This window comes from Streptomyces sp. NBC_00876 (assembly GCF_045207435.1).
In the GTDB taxonomy this organism is placed as follows: Bacteria; Actinomycetota; Actinomycetes; order Streptomycetales; family Streptomycetaceae; genus Streptomyces.
This window is the reverse complement of record NZ_CP108800.1, coordinates 5,208,526-5,225,213: the sequence shown is the minus strand read 5'-3', so window position 1 is coordinate 5,225,213 and position 16,688 is coordinate 5,208,526. Positions and strand designations below refer to the sequence as shown.

The following is a 16,688-nucleotide window of genomic DNA, read 5'->3' as shown; positions in this document are numbered from 1 at the left end:
CGACCCTGAGAGGACCCCGGGAGCGGGCCGGCGGCGGGCGGGGAGTGGGCGGCCGGGCGCCGGGCGCGGTCCGGCACGTGCCCCGTGCACGGAACCGCCCCTTCCGGGTCGGCCGGGCCAATATCAGGGATCGGCCAGGGTCGGGGCGGGTGCCGGACGGGCCCGGCGCCCGTCACCATGGAGCCATGACCGTTCCCCAGGATGCGCCGCCCGGCGTCGCGCCGCCCGCCGGGCCAGGACCGCAGCTGCGGCGCAGCTCGCGGCAGAAGGTCGTGGCCGGGGTGTGCGGCGGGCTCGGCCGGTACTGCGACGTCGATCCGGTGATCTTCCGGATCGTGCTCGGGGTGCTCTCCGTGACCGGTGGCCTCGGACTCATCTTCTACGGCTTCGCGTGGCTGCTGGTCCCGCTGGAGGGCGAGGAGGAGAACGAGGCGCGCCGGCTGCTGTCGGGCCGGGTCGAGGGTGCGTCGCTGATCGCGGTGCTGTGCGCGCTGATCGGCTGCGGTCTGTTCCTGTCCATGCTGGGCAACGGCGGCACGCTGGCGTTCGCCGCGATGCTGTCGCTCGCGGTCATCGGCTTCTCCGTCTGGACGCAGCACCGCAGGACGGCGGATCCGCAGGACCCGCTGCACCCCGCGGCCGCCCATGCCGCGTCGGACGCGCCGCCCGAGGTGAAGGCGCCGCCGACCCCGTCCGGCCCGTCCTGGTGGCGGGACCCGATCGTGAAGGACGGGACGACGGGGCCGGTGGGGCCCGGCTATCTGTGGGGGCCGCCGGACGCCGTGCTGGACGGCCGGGCGGCGGACGGGCGCGGGGCGAAGGCCGATGCCCCGGTCCGCGCGCCGCAGCGGTCGCGGGAGATCCGGGGGCCCCGGTCCATCGGCGGGGCCGTGTTCGTGAACGCGCTGGTGGCGGCCGGGGTCGGCACGGGGGTGAGCTGGGACTCCCACCCGCTCGGCGTGAGTCTGCAGATCGGGCTGGCCGCCGCGCTCGCGGTGTTCGGGGCCGGAATGCTGATCAGTGCCTTCGTCGGCCGGACCGGTTTCGGCACGCTCCTGATGGCGATGATCACGGCGGGTCTGCTCGCGGGTGCGTCCGTCCTGCCCAGGGACATCACCACGCACTGGGTGCGTGAGGAGTGGCGGCCGGCGTCGGCCGCCGCGGTGCAGCCCCGCTACCAGCTGGGCTCCGGGGAGGCGAGGCTGGACCTCACCCGGGTCGCCGTCCCCGCGGGCGGCACGGTGGGGACCGAGGTGGAGGTCGGTGCGGGCCGGGTCGTCGTGCGCGTACCGAAGGACGTCACCGTGAAGCTCCACGCGCGGGCCGGGCTCGGCGACATCACCCTGCCGGGCGACCCGCGTCGGGGTGATGTCGACATCAGCCCCTCGCAGAACGAGCACAGGACGCTGCCGCCCGCCGCGGGCGGCAGGCCCGCCGGCACGCTCGAGCTGGATCTGGAAGTCGGCATCGGACAGGTGGAGGTCAGCCGTGGCGCGTCATGAGTTCCGGCCCGGACGGGCGGTCGCGGGTCTGGTGATGCTGACCCTGGCCGCCGGCTACGGGGCCGATGCGGCGGGCCTGTGGGACGCGTCGTGGGTCTTCTTCGTCCCGGTCTTCGTGGGCGGGCTCTGGCTGGCCGCCACCGTGACCTGGGTGGCCTACCGGATCCGTCGCCGGCGAGCCGCGAGAACGGCGTCCGCGGAGAACGACGCCGCGCCGCCGAGCACCAGCGGCAGCCAGGCCATGAGGTAGATCAGGTCGTTGCCGAGGTAGTACGGCGAGACCTGCCAGCTGACGGTCAGCCACAGGCTCAGCGAGATCAGCGCCCCGCCGAGCGCGGCGAGCCTGGTCCACAGGCCCAGGAGAGTGCCGATGCCGACGGCGAGCTCACCGAAGGCGATGGCGTACCCGAAGCCGGACGGGCTCTTCAGCGCGAGGTCGACGAGGGCCGGGATGGCGGCGGAGTCACGGACGGCGTTCATCTGATCGCCGATCGATCCCGGACCGGTGGCGTGGAAGAAGGCGCTGTCCGTCAGTTTGTCGAGCGCGGCGTAGATGAAGGTGACCCCGAGGAAGATCCGCAACGGCAGCAGGGCGTGCTCCCGCGCCAGCTCCCCCAGGCTCCTGGCCTCGCCCAGACCGCGCCCGTTCGTGCCGTACCCGTGCATGGTTCTCCCGCCTTCCGCAGCCCTGTCGCCGGACCACCGGGGTCCGCTCGCGGAGCCATTCGACCCTCGCCGGACCGTTCGATCCGTCACCAGACGATACGTACGCGACGAACGCGCTGCTCACCAGGTGTACGAAAGAGTTCGTGGGCGTGCCGGACCGGCGATTCTGTGCGGTTCAGTCCGTGACGTCGATCTCGACGCGGTTCGACTCGGTCCCCGCGGCCGTCACCACCTGCACCTGGACCACCCCGGGCTCCACCTCCACCGGTACCGGCACGGTCAGCACGGAATCGGTCGGGTTGGCGAAGCCCCCGGAGACCGGGATCAGCGGGACATGGACGTGGACGGAGCCGATCCGCACGACGAGGCGGGCCAGCCGGTCCGGGGCCCCCGCGCCGGGCGGCACGAATCCCGCGCCGCGGATCTCGATGTCGTCGCCGGTGCGGATCGGCGCGTCCAGGTCGCCGGCCTCGCGGGCCCGGACGACCGACAGGACCACCGGCCGGCCGCCCTCGGTGTACTTCCCGGCGAAGTAGGCCGCCGCCGACACGGCCACCAGCAGGGCGAGCCCCCACGGCAGATCGGGCAGCTGCTCGGGCCGGCGGGCGAGGCGGACCGCGGCGAAGACCACGGCGACGGTGGACACCAGGACGTACTGCACATCGGTGAAGCCGCCGCGCCCGGAGTCGTCGGTGAGCAGATCGGCGGCGCGCGGCCGGTCCGCCCGCAGCTTCTGGACCCGCCCGGACAGCACCCGTACGCTCACCACCCGCCGCACGGTCACCGCGATGGCGCACACCAGCGCCAGCACGCTCACCACACCGGCGCCGCGCGCCAGGTCCAGGCCCTCGATCAGCGCGTCGCGCTGTGCGTGGCCGGAGGCGCCGGCCAGCTGGAGCGCGAGGACCAGTACGGAGAAGACGGCGAGCAGCACCCAGGAGGCGGCGACCGCACGGGAGGTGGAGAGCCGGTTGTCCTCGCCGATCAGCGGGGCGAGGAGCCCGCCCCGCGCCCGGTGGACGTGTGCGGCGGCGGTCAGCAGTCCCGCGGTGACGAGTCCGGCGACCAGGCCCGCGGTACGGGCGTGGCTCCAGCCGGCCCCGATGGCGGTGGCGGCCTCGGCGACGGCCAGCACGGCGACGGCGCCCCAGACGATGACCAGGGTGCGCTGCCACACCCGGTACAGCCAGGCGTCACCGGCCTCGCGGCCGCGGTCGGCGACGGCGCGCGCGGACTGCGTCAGCTCGTCCGACACCCACTGCCGGGTCGCGGAGGCGGACTGGGCCACCCCGGTGGGCAGCCCCTGGCCCGCGGCGAGTTCGTCCCGCTTGGCCAGGAAGGCGGCCACCGCGCGCCGGTGTCCCTGGCGTGCTCCGTGCGGGCAGTCGCCGCAGGTGCAGCCTCCGCCGTGCGCGCCCTGTCGTGCCTCGTCCAACGCCACGGAGAACGCCGCCCTTTCCCACCCCGGTACAGCTGCCGGTCAACCCAACTCAGCTGTGATTGCTGCGAATTGTGCCGTACGGGACGGGCCGCTCCCGCATCGGGTCACACCGGACGGGCAGGTTCGTCAGAACGTTCGAGAGATCCGGCGCCACAGCGGCTGGTAGTTGATCCAGGCGACCAGGTCGCTGCCGAGCTGTTCACGGGTGGTGACCGCGTCGCGGTGCTCGATCAGCACCGGCTTCCCGGCGGCCCGCGCGGCCAGCTGGACCTGGCAGGACCGCTCCATCGCGAGGAACCACCAGGCGGCCGCGTCCACCGAGTCGCCCACGGTCAGCAGTCCGTGATTGCGCAGCACGATCGCCTTGCGGGCGCCGAGCGCGGCCGCGATCCGCCGCCCCTCGTCCTCGTCCACCACGACCCCGGTGTACGCGTCGTAGAGGGCGTGGTCCTCGTAGAAGGCACAGGAATCCTGGGTGATCGGTTCGATGAGCTCGCCCAGCGCGGCCAGCGCCCTGCCGTGCACGGAGTGGGTGTGCGCGACGGCGACGACGTCCGGGCGGGCCCGGTGCACCTGCGCGTGGACGGCGAACGCGGCCTGGTTGACGTGGTGGCTCCCCTCGACGACCTGGCCCTCGCCGTTGACCAGGATCAGCTCGTCCGGCCGCAGCCCTTCGAAGGGGGCGCCGAAGGGGTTGACCCAGAAGCAGTCGGTGAATTCCGGGTCGCGTGCCGTGATGTGCCCGGAGACGCCGTCCTCGTACCCGTACTCCCCGAACAGCCGCAGCGCCCCGGCCAGGCGTTCCTTGCGGTACGCGCGCTCCTCGTCCGCGGAGGCGTGGACGGGCGGCATGGCGAAGTGGAGCTGGTCCACGGGTACGGGTGTGGGCTCGGGCATGGCGTCTCCTCGGGGCTCCCGGGCGTACGGGATCAGGCGTACGGGATCCGGAAGTTACCGCCGGTTGCCGCAGGTGGCCAGAGGCATCGGGGATCGATTCGGGGCGGGGCTGCGGGCCGGGGCCCGTTCCGGGGCCGGAACACGGCGATGCCGCCGCCCGGAGAACGGGCGACGGCATCATCGGCACCGGTACGGGCCGGCGGGGCTCAGCGGGAGGTCACTCCCACTCGATGGTCCCCGGCGGCTTGCTCGTCACGTCGAGCACCACGCGGTTGACGTCGGCGACCTCGTTGGTGATGCGGGTGGAGATCTTGGCGAGGGTCTCGTACGGCAGTCGCGACCAGTCCGCCGTCATGGCGTCCTCGGAGGAGACCGGGCGCAGCACGATCGGGTGGCCGTAGGTGCGGCCGTCGCCCTGGACGCCGACGCTACGGACGTCCGCGAGCAGGACCACCGGGCACTGCCAGATGTCACGGTCCAGGCCGGCCGCGGTCAGCTCCTCGCGGGCGATGGCGTCGGCCTCGCGCAGCAGGTCGAGCCGGTCCTTGGTGACCTCGCCGACGATCCGGATACCGAGGCCGGGGCCGGGGAAGGGCTGGCGCTGGACGATCTCCTCCGGCAGGCCGAGCTCCTGGCCGACCATCCGGACCTCGTCCTTGAACAGCTGGCGCAGCGGCTCGACGAGCTCGAACTCGATGTCGTCGGGGAGACCGCCGACGTTGTGGTGCGACTTGATGTTGGCGGTGCCGGTGCCGCCGCCGGACTCGACGACGTCCGGGTAGAGCGTGCCCTGGACGAGGAAGGCGACCTCGGGGCCGTCCTCCTGGAGGATCTCCAGCTGGGCCTGCTCGAAGACGCGGATGAACTCGCGGCCGATGATCTTCCGCTTCTGCTCCGGGTCGGACACGCCGGCCAGGGCGTCGAGGAAGCGCTTCTCCGCGTCGACGACCTTCAGCTTCGCCCCGGTCGCGGCGACGAAGTCCTTCTCGACCTGCGCGGTCTCGCCCTTGCGCATCAGCCCGTGGTCGACGTACACACAGGTCAGCTGGGAGCCGATGGCCTTCTGTACGAGGGCTGCGGCAACGGCCGAGTCCACTCCGCCGGAGAGGCCGCAGATGGCGCGCTTGGTGCCGACCTGTTCGCGGATGAGGGCGATCTGCTCCTCGACGACGTTGGTGGTCGTCCAGGTCGGCTCGATGCCGGCGCCGCGGTAGAGGAAGTGCTCCAGGACCTGCTGGCCGTGCGTGGAGTGCAGGACCTCCGGGTGGTACTGGACGCCGTAGAGCTTCTTCTCGTCGTTCTCGAAGGCGGCGACCGGGACGACGTCCGTGGACGCGGTGACGGTGAAGCCCTCGGGAGCGGCGGAACAGGCGTCGCCGTGCGACATCCACACCGACTGGTCGGCCGGCGTGCCCTCGAAGAGGGTGGAGCCGGTCTTGGAGACGGTGAGCGCGGTACGGCCGTACTCGCGGGCACCGTTGTCGTCGACGGTCCCGCCGAGCGTGGTCGCCATCAGCTGGAAGCCGTAGCACATGCCGAAGACGGGGACCCCGGCCTCGAACAGCGCACGGTCGAGCGAGGGCGCGCCCTCGGCGTACACCGAGGACGGTCCGCCGGACAGGATGATCGCGCGCGGGTTCCTGGCCAGCATCTCGGCCACCGGCATCGTGGACGGCACGATCTCGCTGTAGACCCGGGCCTCACGGACCCTTCGGGCGATGAGCTGGGCGTACTGCGCGCCGAAGTCGACAACGAGGACCACGTCGGTGGTGGTGTCGGGGGCGGCGGGGGGTGCTGCTGGCACGGGGCGGCCTTCCGGCGGTGGAGAGGGGGTCGGTTCTTCCGATTCTACCGGCGGCCGCGGGCACCCCTCGTCGCGACGGCCGCGGCGCACGGGGACACCCCTCGTCGTCCAGGGACGCGCGCGGCCGTCTCACCATCCGGGCCCGGCGTCGGCCCGGGTCCGTCGCGGGTCCATACTGTCCCCATGCGTCAGCACACGACCTTCGTCTTTACCTATGGCACCCGGCCCGCCGGCTGCCATGGTCGTGCTGCTTGAGCAACTGACAAGCAACGTTCCAGGCGCCCCGGGCCGACAGGCCCGGGGCGTTCTGGCGTTCCGGGCCCGGTCGGCCCCCGGGGAGCCGCACCCCACCACCGGGAGACCCGCCATGAGCAGCACCGCAACCGCCAGGCCCGCCGCCGCCAGGACCGCCACCGAGGTGACCGGCGCGCACACCGACGAGGCCGCGTCCCTGATCGCGGACGCACGGGCGCGCATCGACACCCTCGACGACCGGATCATCGGGCTCGTCCAGGAGCGGATGGCCGTGTCCACGGTCATCCAGGAGGCCCGGATCACCTCCGGCGGCCGCCGGGTGAATCTCTCCCGCGAGATGGAGATCCTGGGCCAGTACCGGGACGCGCTGGGCAAGCCCGGCACCTCGCTCGCGATGACCCTGCTGGAGCTGTGCCGCGGCCGTGTGTGACCCGCCGCAGGTCAGGCGCCGCAAGGGGCCTCAGGGCTGTACGGGCGTATCCCAGTTCGGGCGGACTCTCACCCGTACGGCGCGTGACCGCGTCCCGCGCGGCTTCGTTGGTCCCGGTGTCCGTGCCAGCCAGGGGCGGCTTTGGGAAGAAGAAACCACGCGTGGCTCCGCCGGGGCGTGTGGCGTACTGCATGTACGCCGTGGGACCGCGCACCGGCGTGCGTGACCGGTCGGCAGGGGACAGCAGCCCGGTCACCTCAGAAAGGCAGGCTTTGGGGACGCCCGGAGCCTGCCGTGTCCAAGGGCCCGTGGGCCGGTCATCCGGTCCACGGGCCCTTGTGCGTTCCCGCTGCGGGATTCCGGTTCACGGACCCTTGCGCGTTCCCGCTGCGGGACACGGCCGGCCTCCGGGCTCCGGGCCTCGCCCGGACTCCGGGCCTCGGTTACCGGCCGGTCCGCCGCCCTGCCGTCACGTACAGCACACCGCCCGCCAGCAGGGCCGCCGCGGCGGCGCCCGCGGCCGTGAGTGCGCCCGTGCCGGTGGCGGCGAGACGGCCGCCGGTTCCCCCGCCGGTCGAGCCGCCCGCCCCCGTGGAGCCGGCCGAGCCCGTCGAAGCCGAGCCGCCGGCGGTGGTGGACGGGCCTCCGGTGGCGCCGGACGTGGTGGCCCCCGAGTCCCCTGAGCCACCCGAGTCCCCGGAACCGCCGGCGCTCCCGGAGCCGCCCGTCGCCCCGGAGCCGTCCGCGTTCAGGACGAGGGAGGCGGTGTTGTTCCTCCGGTCCGGGTCGAACGGCAGCAGCGGGTCCCGCGACCGCACGCCGCGTACCTCGACCGCTCCCGAGGACCCCGCGACGGCCTCGACGATCTTCAGGCCGAAACGCAGCGCGAAGTCCGCGTCCTCGCGGACGGCCATCGAGGTCGCGCACAGATAGCGCGGGGCGCCGGCCTGCTGCTCGCGGTACTGCGCGTCGGCCGTCACGCCCCGGCAGCCGTCGGGCCATTCGGTGACCGAGGCGCCCTCGGGGACGGTGAAGTCGACCGTGGCGACGGGCTCGCCCGAGCGGAGGTTGCCGATCCAGGCGGGTCCGTCGTTGCGGAAGCCGATGTCGGCCTCCACGGTGCTGCCCGGCAGGCCGTCCGCCGAGTCGCCGTACGCGGTGAAGTCGGCGGTGTTCGCGGTGGTGAAGTCGGTCTCCTGCTGGTTGTCGGCGGGGTCGAGATCGGCGGAGCGGGTGGCCGGGAGTTCCCTGAGCGTGAGCACGTTCCCCTTGCTGCCCGGGGTGGAACGCGCACCGGCCCGCCCGGCGCCGCGCGACGCGGGGCCGCCCTCCTCGATGCGGTAGACGAACGTGTCCCGGTAGGCGCGCCGGTTGGCCCTGAGCGTCAGCGGTTCGGCGAGCGCGTACGTGGCGCCCGCGTCGAAGCCGCCCTCGACCTCGCAGAGCGCGGTGGTCCAGACCCGGACGCCCTGGCCGGCGTCGCCCTCGCTGTAGGCGCAGTTCTCGTACCGCTCGGTGAACTCGATGCCGCGCGTGTACATGAGGGTGAGCAGGACGCCGTCGGCGGCGCGGGTGCCGTTGTTGCTGAAGGCGAGCGGGACGGGCTGTGTCTCGCCGGTCCTCATCTCCTGCTTCAGCGGGGCCCGCTTCATCTCCAGGTCGGGGCCGCCGACACCGACCCGGGTGGTGAACGGGGTGAAGGCCGCGCCGTCCGCCGCGCCGGTGACCCTGATGGTGCCGGAGTCCCCGTCCCTGCTGCCCTCGGCGGCGGTGAGGCGGAGTCCGGGCAGCGGGCTCGTCCCGGGCGGTATGCCCGCGCCGTGGCAGACACCGGTGGTGCCGGTGATCTCGCAGTCCGCGCCGCCCTCCGTACCGAAGACGGCGTCGGCGACGCCCGCGATCCCGCCGAGGTCGAACGTCACGGTGTACTCGCCCTCGAAGCCGCCGTGTTCCTCGTCCCGGGACGGGTTGTCGACGGTGATCGCGACGGAGGTCCGCTGCGGGTTCCCGCCCGCCGGGTAGGGGCGCAGGGCGGTCTCGGCGGGGCCCGAGAAGCCCAGGACGGGGCCGGCGGCCCGGGCCGGGGTGGTCAGGACGAGCGATCCGGCAGCCAGCAGGCCGGCGGCGGCGAGACTGCCCGCGGCGCGGCGCAGGGCGGCTCTCGGGGTCGTGCTTCTCATCGCGGGGCCTTCTGGGGGTCGGTGGGAACTGTGCGGCTGCTGTGACAGCGATACGAGTTCGACCCCGGGACCTCACGAACAGTTGCGCGGGCCCAGGTCACGGATTGAGTACGGCACGGCGTACGGCACGACGAAAGCGCCGAACCGGAACGTGACCGGCATCACATAAAGATTATGTGAACCGGAGGACAACCATCCGGACTCCTTGCAGGTCATGCATGCGGAACCACCGGTCACACCCGTAACACGGCTTCACCGGTAGAGCGTGAGGGGCTGCACTCGGAGGGGGGTGCAGCCCCTTCTGCTGTCCCGGCCCGTACGGGCCTGTCCGCCTCTACTCCGTCTTCGTGGCCTTCTTCGGCGGCACCGCCGGCATCCCCAGGAACGGCAGCCTCAGCGCGCCGAACGCCTCCTTCGGGACGGCCGGCGCCTGCGGCTCGACCGCCGACAGCCGCTCGTACGCCTCGCCGGGCGCCGGGCGCAGGTCCTGCTCGCCCTTGTTGGGCCAGAAGGACATGGCCCGTTCCGCCTGCGCGGTGATCGTCAGCGACGGGTTGACGCCCAGGTTGGCGGAGACCGCGGAACCGTCGACGACCGAGATGCCCGGGTGGCCGAACAGCCGGTGGTACGGGTCGATGACCCCGTCCTCGGCGCTCGCGCCGATCGGGCAGCCGCCGAGGAAGTGCGCGGTGAGCGGGGTGCCCATCAGCTCGCCGATGTTGGAGCCCGCGAAGCCGTTGATCTCGGCGGCGAGCAGCGTCGCGCTCTGCGTCGCCTCGGCGATCTGCGTCGGGTTGGGCGCGCCGTGGCCCTGACGGGCGGTGAGCAGGCCCTTTCCTATGCCGCTGGGCTTGCGGTACGCGGTCAGGGAGTTGTCCAGCGACTGCATGACGAGGCCGATGATGGTCCGCTCCGACCAGCGCCGGTTGGAGAGCGAACGCAGGGCGAGCGTCGGGTGCTTGGCCATGCTGCCGAGCCAGCCCAGCACCCGGTGGGTGCCGTAGGGGACCTGGAGGACGGTCATCCCGCCCATCGCGTTGGATCCCTTGCCGTAGCGGACCGGTTCGATGTGGGTGTTCTCGTCGGGGTGGATCGACGAGGTGATGGCGACGCCCCTGGTGAAGTCGGCGTCGGTGCCGTGCTTCCGGCGGTATCGGCGGTCGGTGGTCTGCGCGCCGACGAGCCCTTCGGAGTTGGTCCGGGTCAGCTCGCCGAGCCGGGCCGAGAGCCGGGGCAGCAGCCCCCGGTCCTTCATGGTGTGCAGCAGGGTCTGGGTGCCGTACGTGCCCGCCGCCACGACCACCTTGCGCGCGCGCAGCACTGTGGGCTTGCCCTTCCTGCGGCGGTCGGTCGGCACGGTGGTGACGCGGTAGCCGCCCTCCGGGGCGTCCGTGACCGCGACGACGGACGTCATCGGGTGGATGACCGCTCCGGCCTTCTCGGCGAGGTGGAGGTAGTTCTCGTTGAGGGTGTTCTTCGCACCGTGCCGGCAGCCGGTCATGCATTCGCCGCACTCGGTGCAGGCCTTGCGGGCCGGGCCCGCGCCGCCGAAGTACGGGTCGGCGACCGTACCGCCGGGCTTCGCCCTCGCCGTGCCGTCGGCGTCCTTGCCGTCGCCGAAGAAGACGCCGACGGGGGCGAGATGGAAGGTGTCGCCGACGCCCATGACCTCGGCGGTCGCCTTCAGATGGACGTCGGACGGCGTCATCGTCGGGTTGAGCCGCACCCCGAGCATCCGCTTGGCCTGCTCGTAGTACGGCGCGAGCTCGTCCTGCCAGTCGGTGATGTGCGCCCACTGCCGGTCCTCGAAGAACGGCGCCGGGGGCACGTACAGCGTGTTGGCGTAGTTGAGCGACCCGCCGCCGACGCCCGCACCGGCCAGCACCATCACCTTGCCGAGCAGGTGCACGCGCTGGATGCCGAAGAGGCCGAGCGCGGGGGCCCAGAGGTAGTTCTTCAGGTCCCAGGAGTTCTTGGGCAGCGTGCCGGGCGTGAAGCGGCGGCCCGCCTCCAGGACGCCGACCCGGTACCCCTTCTCGGACAGCCGCAGCGCCGAGACCGCGCCGCCGAAGCCCGAACCGACGATCAGGACGTCGTAGTCGTACGCGGCGTCGTCATCGGCTCCTTCCGGATCCACGGGCTGATTCCGGGCAGGGCTGACCTGGGACATGGCTCTCCTCGGTGCGGTACGAGAAAGCTGGGCGGTACGAGAAAGCTGGGCGGGACGGGGACGGGTGACGGTCAGCGCAGGCGGAAGGCCTTCATCGCCTTGAGACTGCGGCTCATGAAGGCCGCGTACTTGGCGTCGTCCATCCCGAAGGACGGGGCGAGCGGGATCAGCCGCTGCTGGGCGACGGTCTGGGCCTCGGTGTACTTGAGGATGCCCTCGGAGCCGTGCCGGCGGCCGAGTCCGGAGTCCTTCATGCCGCCCATCGGGGACTGCACGCTGCCGTACGCCGGGGCGTAGCCCTCGTTGATGTTGACCGTGCCGGTCCGCAGCCGGGCGGCGACCTGGTGGCCGCGCCTGCCGTCCTTGGTCCAGACGCTGGAATTGAGGCCGTACGGGGTGGCGTTGGCGAGGTCGATGACCTCGTCCTCGTCGCTGAAGCGGTAGATCGAGACGACCGGTCCGAAGGTCTCCTCGCTGCACACGGCCATCGGGGCCTCGACGCCGTCGAGGATGGTCGGCTCGTAGAACAGCGGGCCGATGTCGGGGCGGGCGACGCCGCCCGCGACGAGCTTGGCGCCCTTCTCGACGGCCTCGGCGACGTGCCGGCTGACGGTCTCCAGCTGGCGCTCGCCGACGAGCGAGCCCATGTCGGCGCCGTACGCGAGGGAGTTGCCGAGCCGCATCGCCTTCGTACGGGCGGCGAACCGCTCCACGAAGTCGTCGGCGATGGACTCGTGGACGTACAGCCGCTCGATGGAGATGCAGAGCTGGCCGGCGGAGGAGAAGCAGGCGCGGACGGCGCCGGCGGCGGCCTTCTCCACGTCGGCGTCCTTGAGGACCAGCATGGCGTTCTTGCCGCCGAGTTCCAGCGAGACGCCGACGAGCCGGGCGGCGGCGCCCTGGGCGACCTCGCGGCCGGTGCGGGTGGAGCCGGTGAACGAGACGTAGTCGGCGTGCTTGACGACCTCGGGGCCGACCACGGGTCCGTCACCGAGGACGACCTGGAACACCTCGGCGGGCAGCCCGGCCTCGATGAGCAGGTCACGGGCCCACAGCGCGGTCAGCGCGGTCTCCGTGTCGGGCTTCATCACCACGGCGTTGCCGGAGACGAACGCGGGCAGCGCGTCGCCGACGGACAGCTCGAACGGGTAGTTCCACGGCGCGATCTGGCCGATGACGCCGCGCGGCTGACGCAGCTCGGTGACCTTGGTGAGGGTCGGTACGACACCGGTGTGCCGCTTCGGCTTCAGATAGGCACCGGCCTTGCGGCCGTAGTGCCGGGCGGCGACGGCGACCGCCTGCACCTCCTCGTGGGCGTGCAGGCGGGCCTTGCCGGTCTCCAGCTGGATGAGGTCGAGGACCTCGGACTGGCGGCCGATGACGAGGTCGTGGAAGCGCAGCAGCACGGCGGCCCTGGCCCGGACGGATGTCGCGGCCCAGGCGGGCTGGGCGGCACGGGCCCGCTCGAAGGCGGTGGCCACGTCCTGGGGGGTGGACTGCGGCAGATCGGCCAGCTTCTCCCCGGTGAAGGGCGTGTGGTTGGCCGTGCGGCCGGAGCCGACGACGCCACGGGTCAGCTGGGCGATCACCTCCGGAGTCACGACATCGGCGGCCGTGCGCACGCCCGCGGGCGCGGCGGCCACGGGGTTGGTGCCGACCGCGGCGGCAGGGGTGGACGTGGAGGCCTGCGAGTCCGTCATGAGGGCGAGAGTACGTCGACACCGATATTTTGGGTACCCGTGGGTAACAGCTTTTCGAGGTCCCCACAACCGTGTGCGCCACACCCGCATCGATCAAGCCAGTGGCTACTGGCGACATAAGCGCTGATCAGGGGCTACTCCATGTCGCCGTTCCGCGCCGCTGTCAGGAGGAGTGAATCTTCAGCCCCTCCGTGACCTGTTCGAAGATCTCCTCCCCGTCCTTCGCCGCCTGCCCTGCCGCGGGCATCTCGACCCGCACGTGCCAGTACGCCGCCTTCTCCGTCGGCCCGGGCGCCGCCTTCCCCGTCGGCTCGGGGATCCACAGCTCGTGGAAGCGGTGGCGGAGCGCGTTCTCGCCGGTGTCGGTGTACGCCAGGTAGTCGACGGTCATCTCGAAGCCCGTAAGTCCGTCGTGCGTGATCTTCTTGTGCGAGACGGACGCGTCCCTCATCTCCGTGGTGTCCGCGCCGCCCTGCTCGTAGTACTTCTTGAGCGCGACGGGATCCGCAGCGAGGCCGGATTCGCTGGAGTCGGTTTCGCTGGAGCCGGATTCGTCGGATCCGGTGCGGGCCCGGTGCCAGAAGTCGATGGCGAAGACCCCGCTGGGGTCACCGAACCAGACGAGGCCCTCGTCCTTCTCCTCGTTGCGCTTGTACTCCTTCGGCACGGTCACATCGGCCTGGAGCACCTCGTTCTCCGGCCTGCTCTGCCAGCCCGCCGGCAGTGTGTCGCCGGCGAACGGGTCGGCCAGGACCAGCCCGATGACGAGCACCAGAGCCAGCAGCCCGCCGCCGAGCCCGAACTGGGCCCGGCGGTTGCGGTGCAGCACCGGCGGCATCCAGCGGCTGCCGCCGTCGGCCGGACCGCCCCCGTACACGCGGGTGGCGGCGGCCGTGGCGGGCGCCGGTGCGGCGAGGGACTCCAGGGTCTGCCGGATCTCGGCCACCGATGGCCGCGCCGCGGGGTCCTTGCGCAGCAGCCGCATCACCAGCGTGCCGAAGGTGCCCATGCCGCGCGACGGCATCTGCGGTTCCGCGGACAGGACGGCCTGCAACGTCGCCGGGGTGTTCGAGCGGCGGTACGGGGAAACGCCCTCCACCGCCGCGTACAGCACGACGCCCAGCGACCACAGGTCGGACTCGGGGCCCGGCCGCCGGCCCAGCACCCGCTCCGGTGCGATGTACTCCGGCGAGCCGACGAACGCACCGGTCTCGGTGAGCCCCTGCTCGCCCTCCACCTGCGCGATGCCGAAGTCGGTGAGGACGACCCGGCCGTCGCGGCCCAGCAGGACGTTGGCGGGTTTGACGTCGCGGTGCAGCACGCCCGCGCCATGGGCGGCGGCCAGCGCGCCCAGCACGGCGAGGCCGATCCTCGACGCCTCGCGCGGATCGAGCGTGCCCTCCTGGAGCAGGTCGGCGAGCGACTGCCCGCGCACCAGCTCCATCACGATCCAGGGCTTGGCGTCCTCGATGACCACATCGTGCACGGTGACGACCGAAGGGTGCTCGATCCGGGCCGCGGCCCGCGCCTCACGCTGCATCCGGATGTGGACGATCTCGCGTTCGCGCGCGCCCAGATGGTCCGGCGCACTCGGCTCCTTCACCGCGACGTCCCGGTCGACGACCTCGTCGCGGGCCCGCCAGACCGTGCCCATGCCGCCCGCGCCCAGCCGTCCGACCAGCCGGTAGCGGCCGCCGAGGAGCCGGCCGGCGCCAGGTTCGGGCACGGCCGCTCCGTCGTCGGACCGGCCGGTCACCGCGGCTGCGTGCTCCGGAGCCACCATGTGCCGGGTGGGCGGCACGGACGGCGGTGGCGGCAGATGCGGCGGCCGGAGCGCATAGCTGGTCGGCTCGTTCGTCTGTCCCCCGTCGTACGTCATGCGTACATCCTGTCGGAGGACAACTGCGCTGACCATCCTGTCCGGGGAGCGATGACAGACCCGTGACAGTCGGCGGGCCCGGCCGGCCCCCCGGGGTCAGCCGGCATCGGCCGGCGCCTTCCAGGTGCGCAGCATCGTGGCGAACTGGTCCCGGGTGATGTCCCAGTCGTCCGCCGGTCCCGTCATGTACAGCGCGTACTCCGGGCCGGCCTCCTGCGCGTAGTACATCTGGTCGATCGCATGTCTCGGTCCGGCGCCGTCCTTCTCGGTCCAGGTGAACTCCCAGATGGACCCGGGGCAGTCGCGGTAGACGTTGCTGTTCAGCTCCAGGCGCCGGTAGTCGGGCAGCCGCTTGCTCAGCTTCGTCTCCAGGTCCTCCATGTGCGTGTACGAGTCCGCGAAGTCGGGTGCCGGGTCGGCGCTGAAGCGGAAGTAGTGCACACCGTCGTCCGGGGTGTAGTCGATGTTGGTGCCGTCCACCCGGCGCTCCCAGCCGACCGGCATGAGGATGCTGAACCCGGCGGGATCCTCCACCCGCCGCCAGCCGTCCGGTACGCCCGGCGTCGCCTGGCCCCGCGAGGGCTTCGGGGTGGGGGTCGCACTGACCGTCCCCGGCGACCGGCTCCCGTGGGAGGCCGTGCCGCCTGCCCCGGTGCCGGTGCGGCCGTCATCCGTGCGGTTCCCGTACATCATCGCGGCGATGCCCCCGCCGCCGCCGACCAGCGCCGCCAGGGCGATGACCAGGAGCGTGGTCCGCCAGCGGCTGCGCCGGGGCACCGGCAGGGAACCGGGCGCGGTCGCGTCCGGTCCGGGATAGGGCAGTTGGGCCGTGCCGCCGGACGGGCCGTCGGGGCCCACCGTGAGCATCAACTCCTCGGGGACGCGCTGCGTCGGGACGTACGCCTGGGCCGCCCGGGGCTCGCGCCCCTCCATGGCCTCCAGCAGCATCCGTTCCGTCTCACCGGCCGACGGCCGGTCCTCCGGCTCCTTGCGGAGCAGCGCGGTGATGACGGGGGCGAGCACCCCGGCCAGCACGGGCGCCGGCGGTTCCTCGGTGACGACGGCCTGCATCGTCGATATCGGGGAGGTGCGGCGGAACGGCGAGCGTCCCTCGACCGCGGTGTACAGCGTGGCACCCAGCGACCACAGGTCGGATGCCGGACCGGGGTCGCCACCGCGTACCCGTTCGGGCGCCAGGTAGTCGATGGAGCCGACCAGTTCACCGGTCCTGGTGATGGTCGAGTCGCCCTCTATCGCCGCGATCCCGAAGTCGGTGAGCAGCACCCGGCCGTCCCGGGCGAGCAGGACGTTGCCCGGCTTCACGTCCCGGTGCAGCACCCCGGCACTGTGCGCGGCGCGCAGGGCGCCCAGTACATGGAGGCCGATCCGCGCGGCCTCGCGCGGTTCGATCTCGCCGGATTCCTTGGCCTGGTCGGCGAGTGACGGTCCGTCGACGTACTGCATGACGATCCACGGCCGGTGGTCGTACTCGATGACGTCGTGGACGGTGACCACGCCGGGGTGCGTGATGCGGGCTGCGGCGCGGGCCTCCTTCTGGGTCCGGGCGTGCAGCACGACCCGGTCCGCCTCGGCGACGTACAGCCCGGCGGTCAGTTCCTTGACGGCGACGGTGCGGTGCAGCACCTCGTCGTGGGCGCGCCAGACCTTGCCCATGCCGCCGCGCCCGAGGACTTCGCCGAGCCGGTACCTTCCGGCCAACAGCAGTCCCGCGTCCGTGCCCTGTGATCGATCCACGTGTCCCCG

General features: G+C 72.5%; 11 protein-coding genes. 2 read left to right on the top strand and 9 right to left on the bottom strand.

All coding sequences use genetic code 11. The features are described from left to right. Positions 1-185: 185 nt before the first annotated feature. Entirely contained in the window at positions 186-1,502 is a 1,317-nt protein-coding gene (locus OG782_RS23080; RefSeq protein ID WP_406453845.1) for a PspC domain-containing protein, read from the top strand. Between the two features lie 156 nt (positions 1,503-1,658). On the opposite strand, the gene OG782_RS23075 is transcribed toward OG782_RS23080, so the two are convergent. The 4 genes from OG782_RS23075 to guaA all read right to left on the bottom strand — a co-directional run bounded on the left by OG782_RS23075 (position 1,659) and on the right by guaA (position 6,310). Further along, positions 1,659-2,168: a DoxX family protein gene (locus OG782_RS23075; RefSeq protein WP_406453843.1), complete on the bottom strand. Its 510-nt coding sequence runs from the start codon at positions 2,166-2,168 to the stop codon at positions 1,659-1,661. A gap of 175 nt (positions 2,169-2,343) precedes the next feature. Further along, positions 2,344-3,609, bottom strand: coding sequence for a hypothetical protein (locus OG782_RS23070; RefSeq protein WP_406453841.1), 1,266 nt, complete (start codon positions 3,607-3,609; stop codon positions 2,344-2,346). Between the two features lie 126 nt (positions 3,610-3,735). Next, complete coding sequence (locus OG782_RS23065) at positions 3,736-4,506, bottom strand: class II aldolase/adducin family protein (protein WP_406453839.1); 771 nt, start codon at positions 4,504-4,506, stop codon at positions 3,736-3,738. A gap of 217 nt (positions 4,507-4,723) precedes the next feature. Continuing rightward, positions 4,724-6,310: a glutamine-hydrolyzing GMP synthase gene (gene guaA / locus OG782_RS23060; RefSeq protein ID WP_406453837.1), complete on the bottom strand. Its 1,587-nt coding sequence runs from the start codon at positions 6,308-6,310 to the stop codon at positions 4,724-4,726. Positions 6,311-6,677: 367 nt separating this feature from the next. Between guaA and OG782_RS23055 the strand changes: the two genes are divergently transcribed. Beyond that, positions 6,678-6,995 carry a chorismate mutase gene (locus tag OG782_RS23055; protein WP_406453835.1) on the top strand — a complete coding sequence of 106 codons (318 nt, stop codon included), beginning with the start codon at positions 6,678-6,680 and terminating at the stop codon, positions 6,993-6,995. Between the two features lie 443 nt (positions 6,996-7,438). Here OG782_RS23055 and OG782_RS23050 read toward each other — a convergent pair whose 3' ends face one another. The 5 genes from OG782_RS23050 to OG782_RS23030 all read right to left on the bottom strand — a co-directional run bounded on the left by OG782_RS23050 (position 7,439) and on the right by OG782_RS23030 (position 16,679). Then, entirely contained in the window at positions 7,439-9,175 is a 1,737-nt protein-coding gene (locus OG782_RS23050; RefSeq protein WP_406453833.1) for a peptidase, read from the bottom strand. A gap of 334 nt (positions 9,176-9,509) precedes the next feature. Next, complete coding sequence (locus OG782_RS23045) at positions 9,510-11,345, bottom strand: GMC oxidoreductase (RefSeq protein ID WP_406453831.1); 1,836 nt, start codon at positions 11,343-11,345, stop codon at positions 9,510-9,512. Between the two features lie 71 nt (positions 11,346-11,416). Beyond that, the gene (locus OG782_RS23040) at positions 11,417-13,045 is read right to left on the bottom strand and encodes a succinic semialdehyde dehydrogenase (RefSeq protein ID WP_406453829.1); all 1,629 of its coding nucleotides are present in this window, start codon (positions 13,043-13,045) and stop codon (positions 11,417-11,419) included. A gap of 163 nt (positions 13,046-13,208) precedes the next feature. Next, positions 13,209-14,924 (bottom strand): serine/threonine-protein kinase, encoded by a 1,716-nt coding sequence (locus OG782_RS23035; protein ID WP_406453827.1) that lies wholly within the window; start codon positions 14,922-14,924, stop codon positions 13,209-13,211. A 96-nt stretch (positions 14,925-15,020) separates the two neighbouring features. Beyond that, complete coding sequence (locus tag OG782_RS23030; protein WP_406453825.1) at positions 15,021-16,679, bottom strand: serine/threonine-protein kinase; 1,659 nt, start codon at positions 16,677-16,679, stop codon at positions 15,021-15,023. Positions 16,680-16,688: the final 9 nt, after the last annotated feature.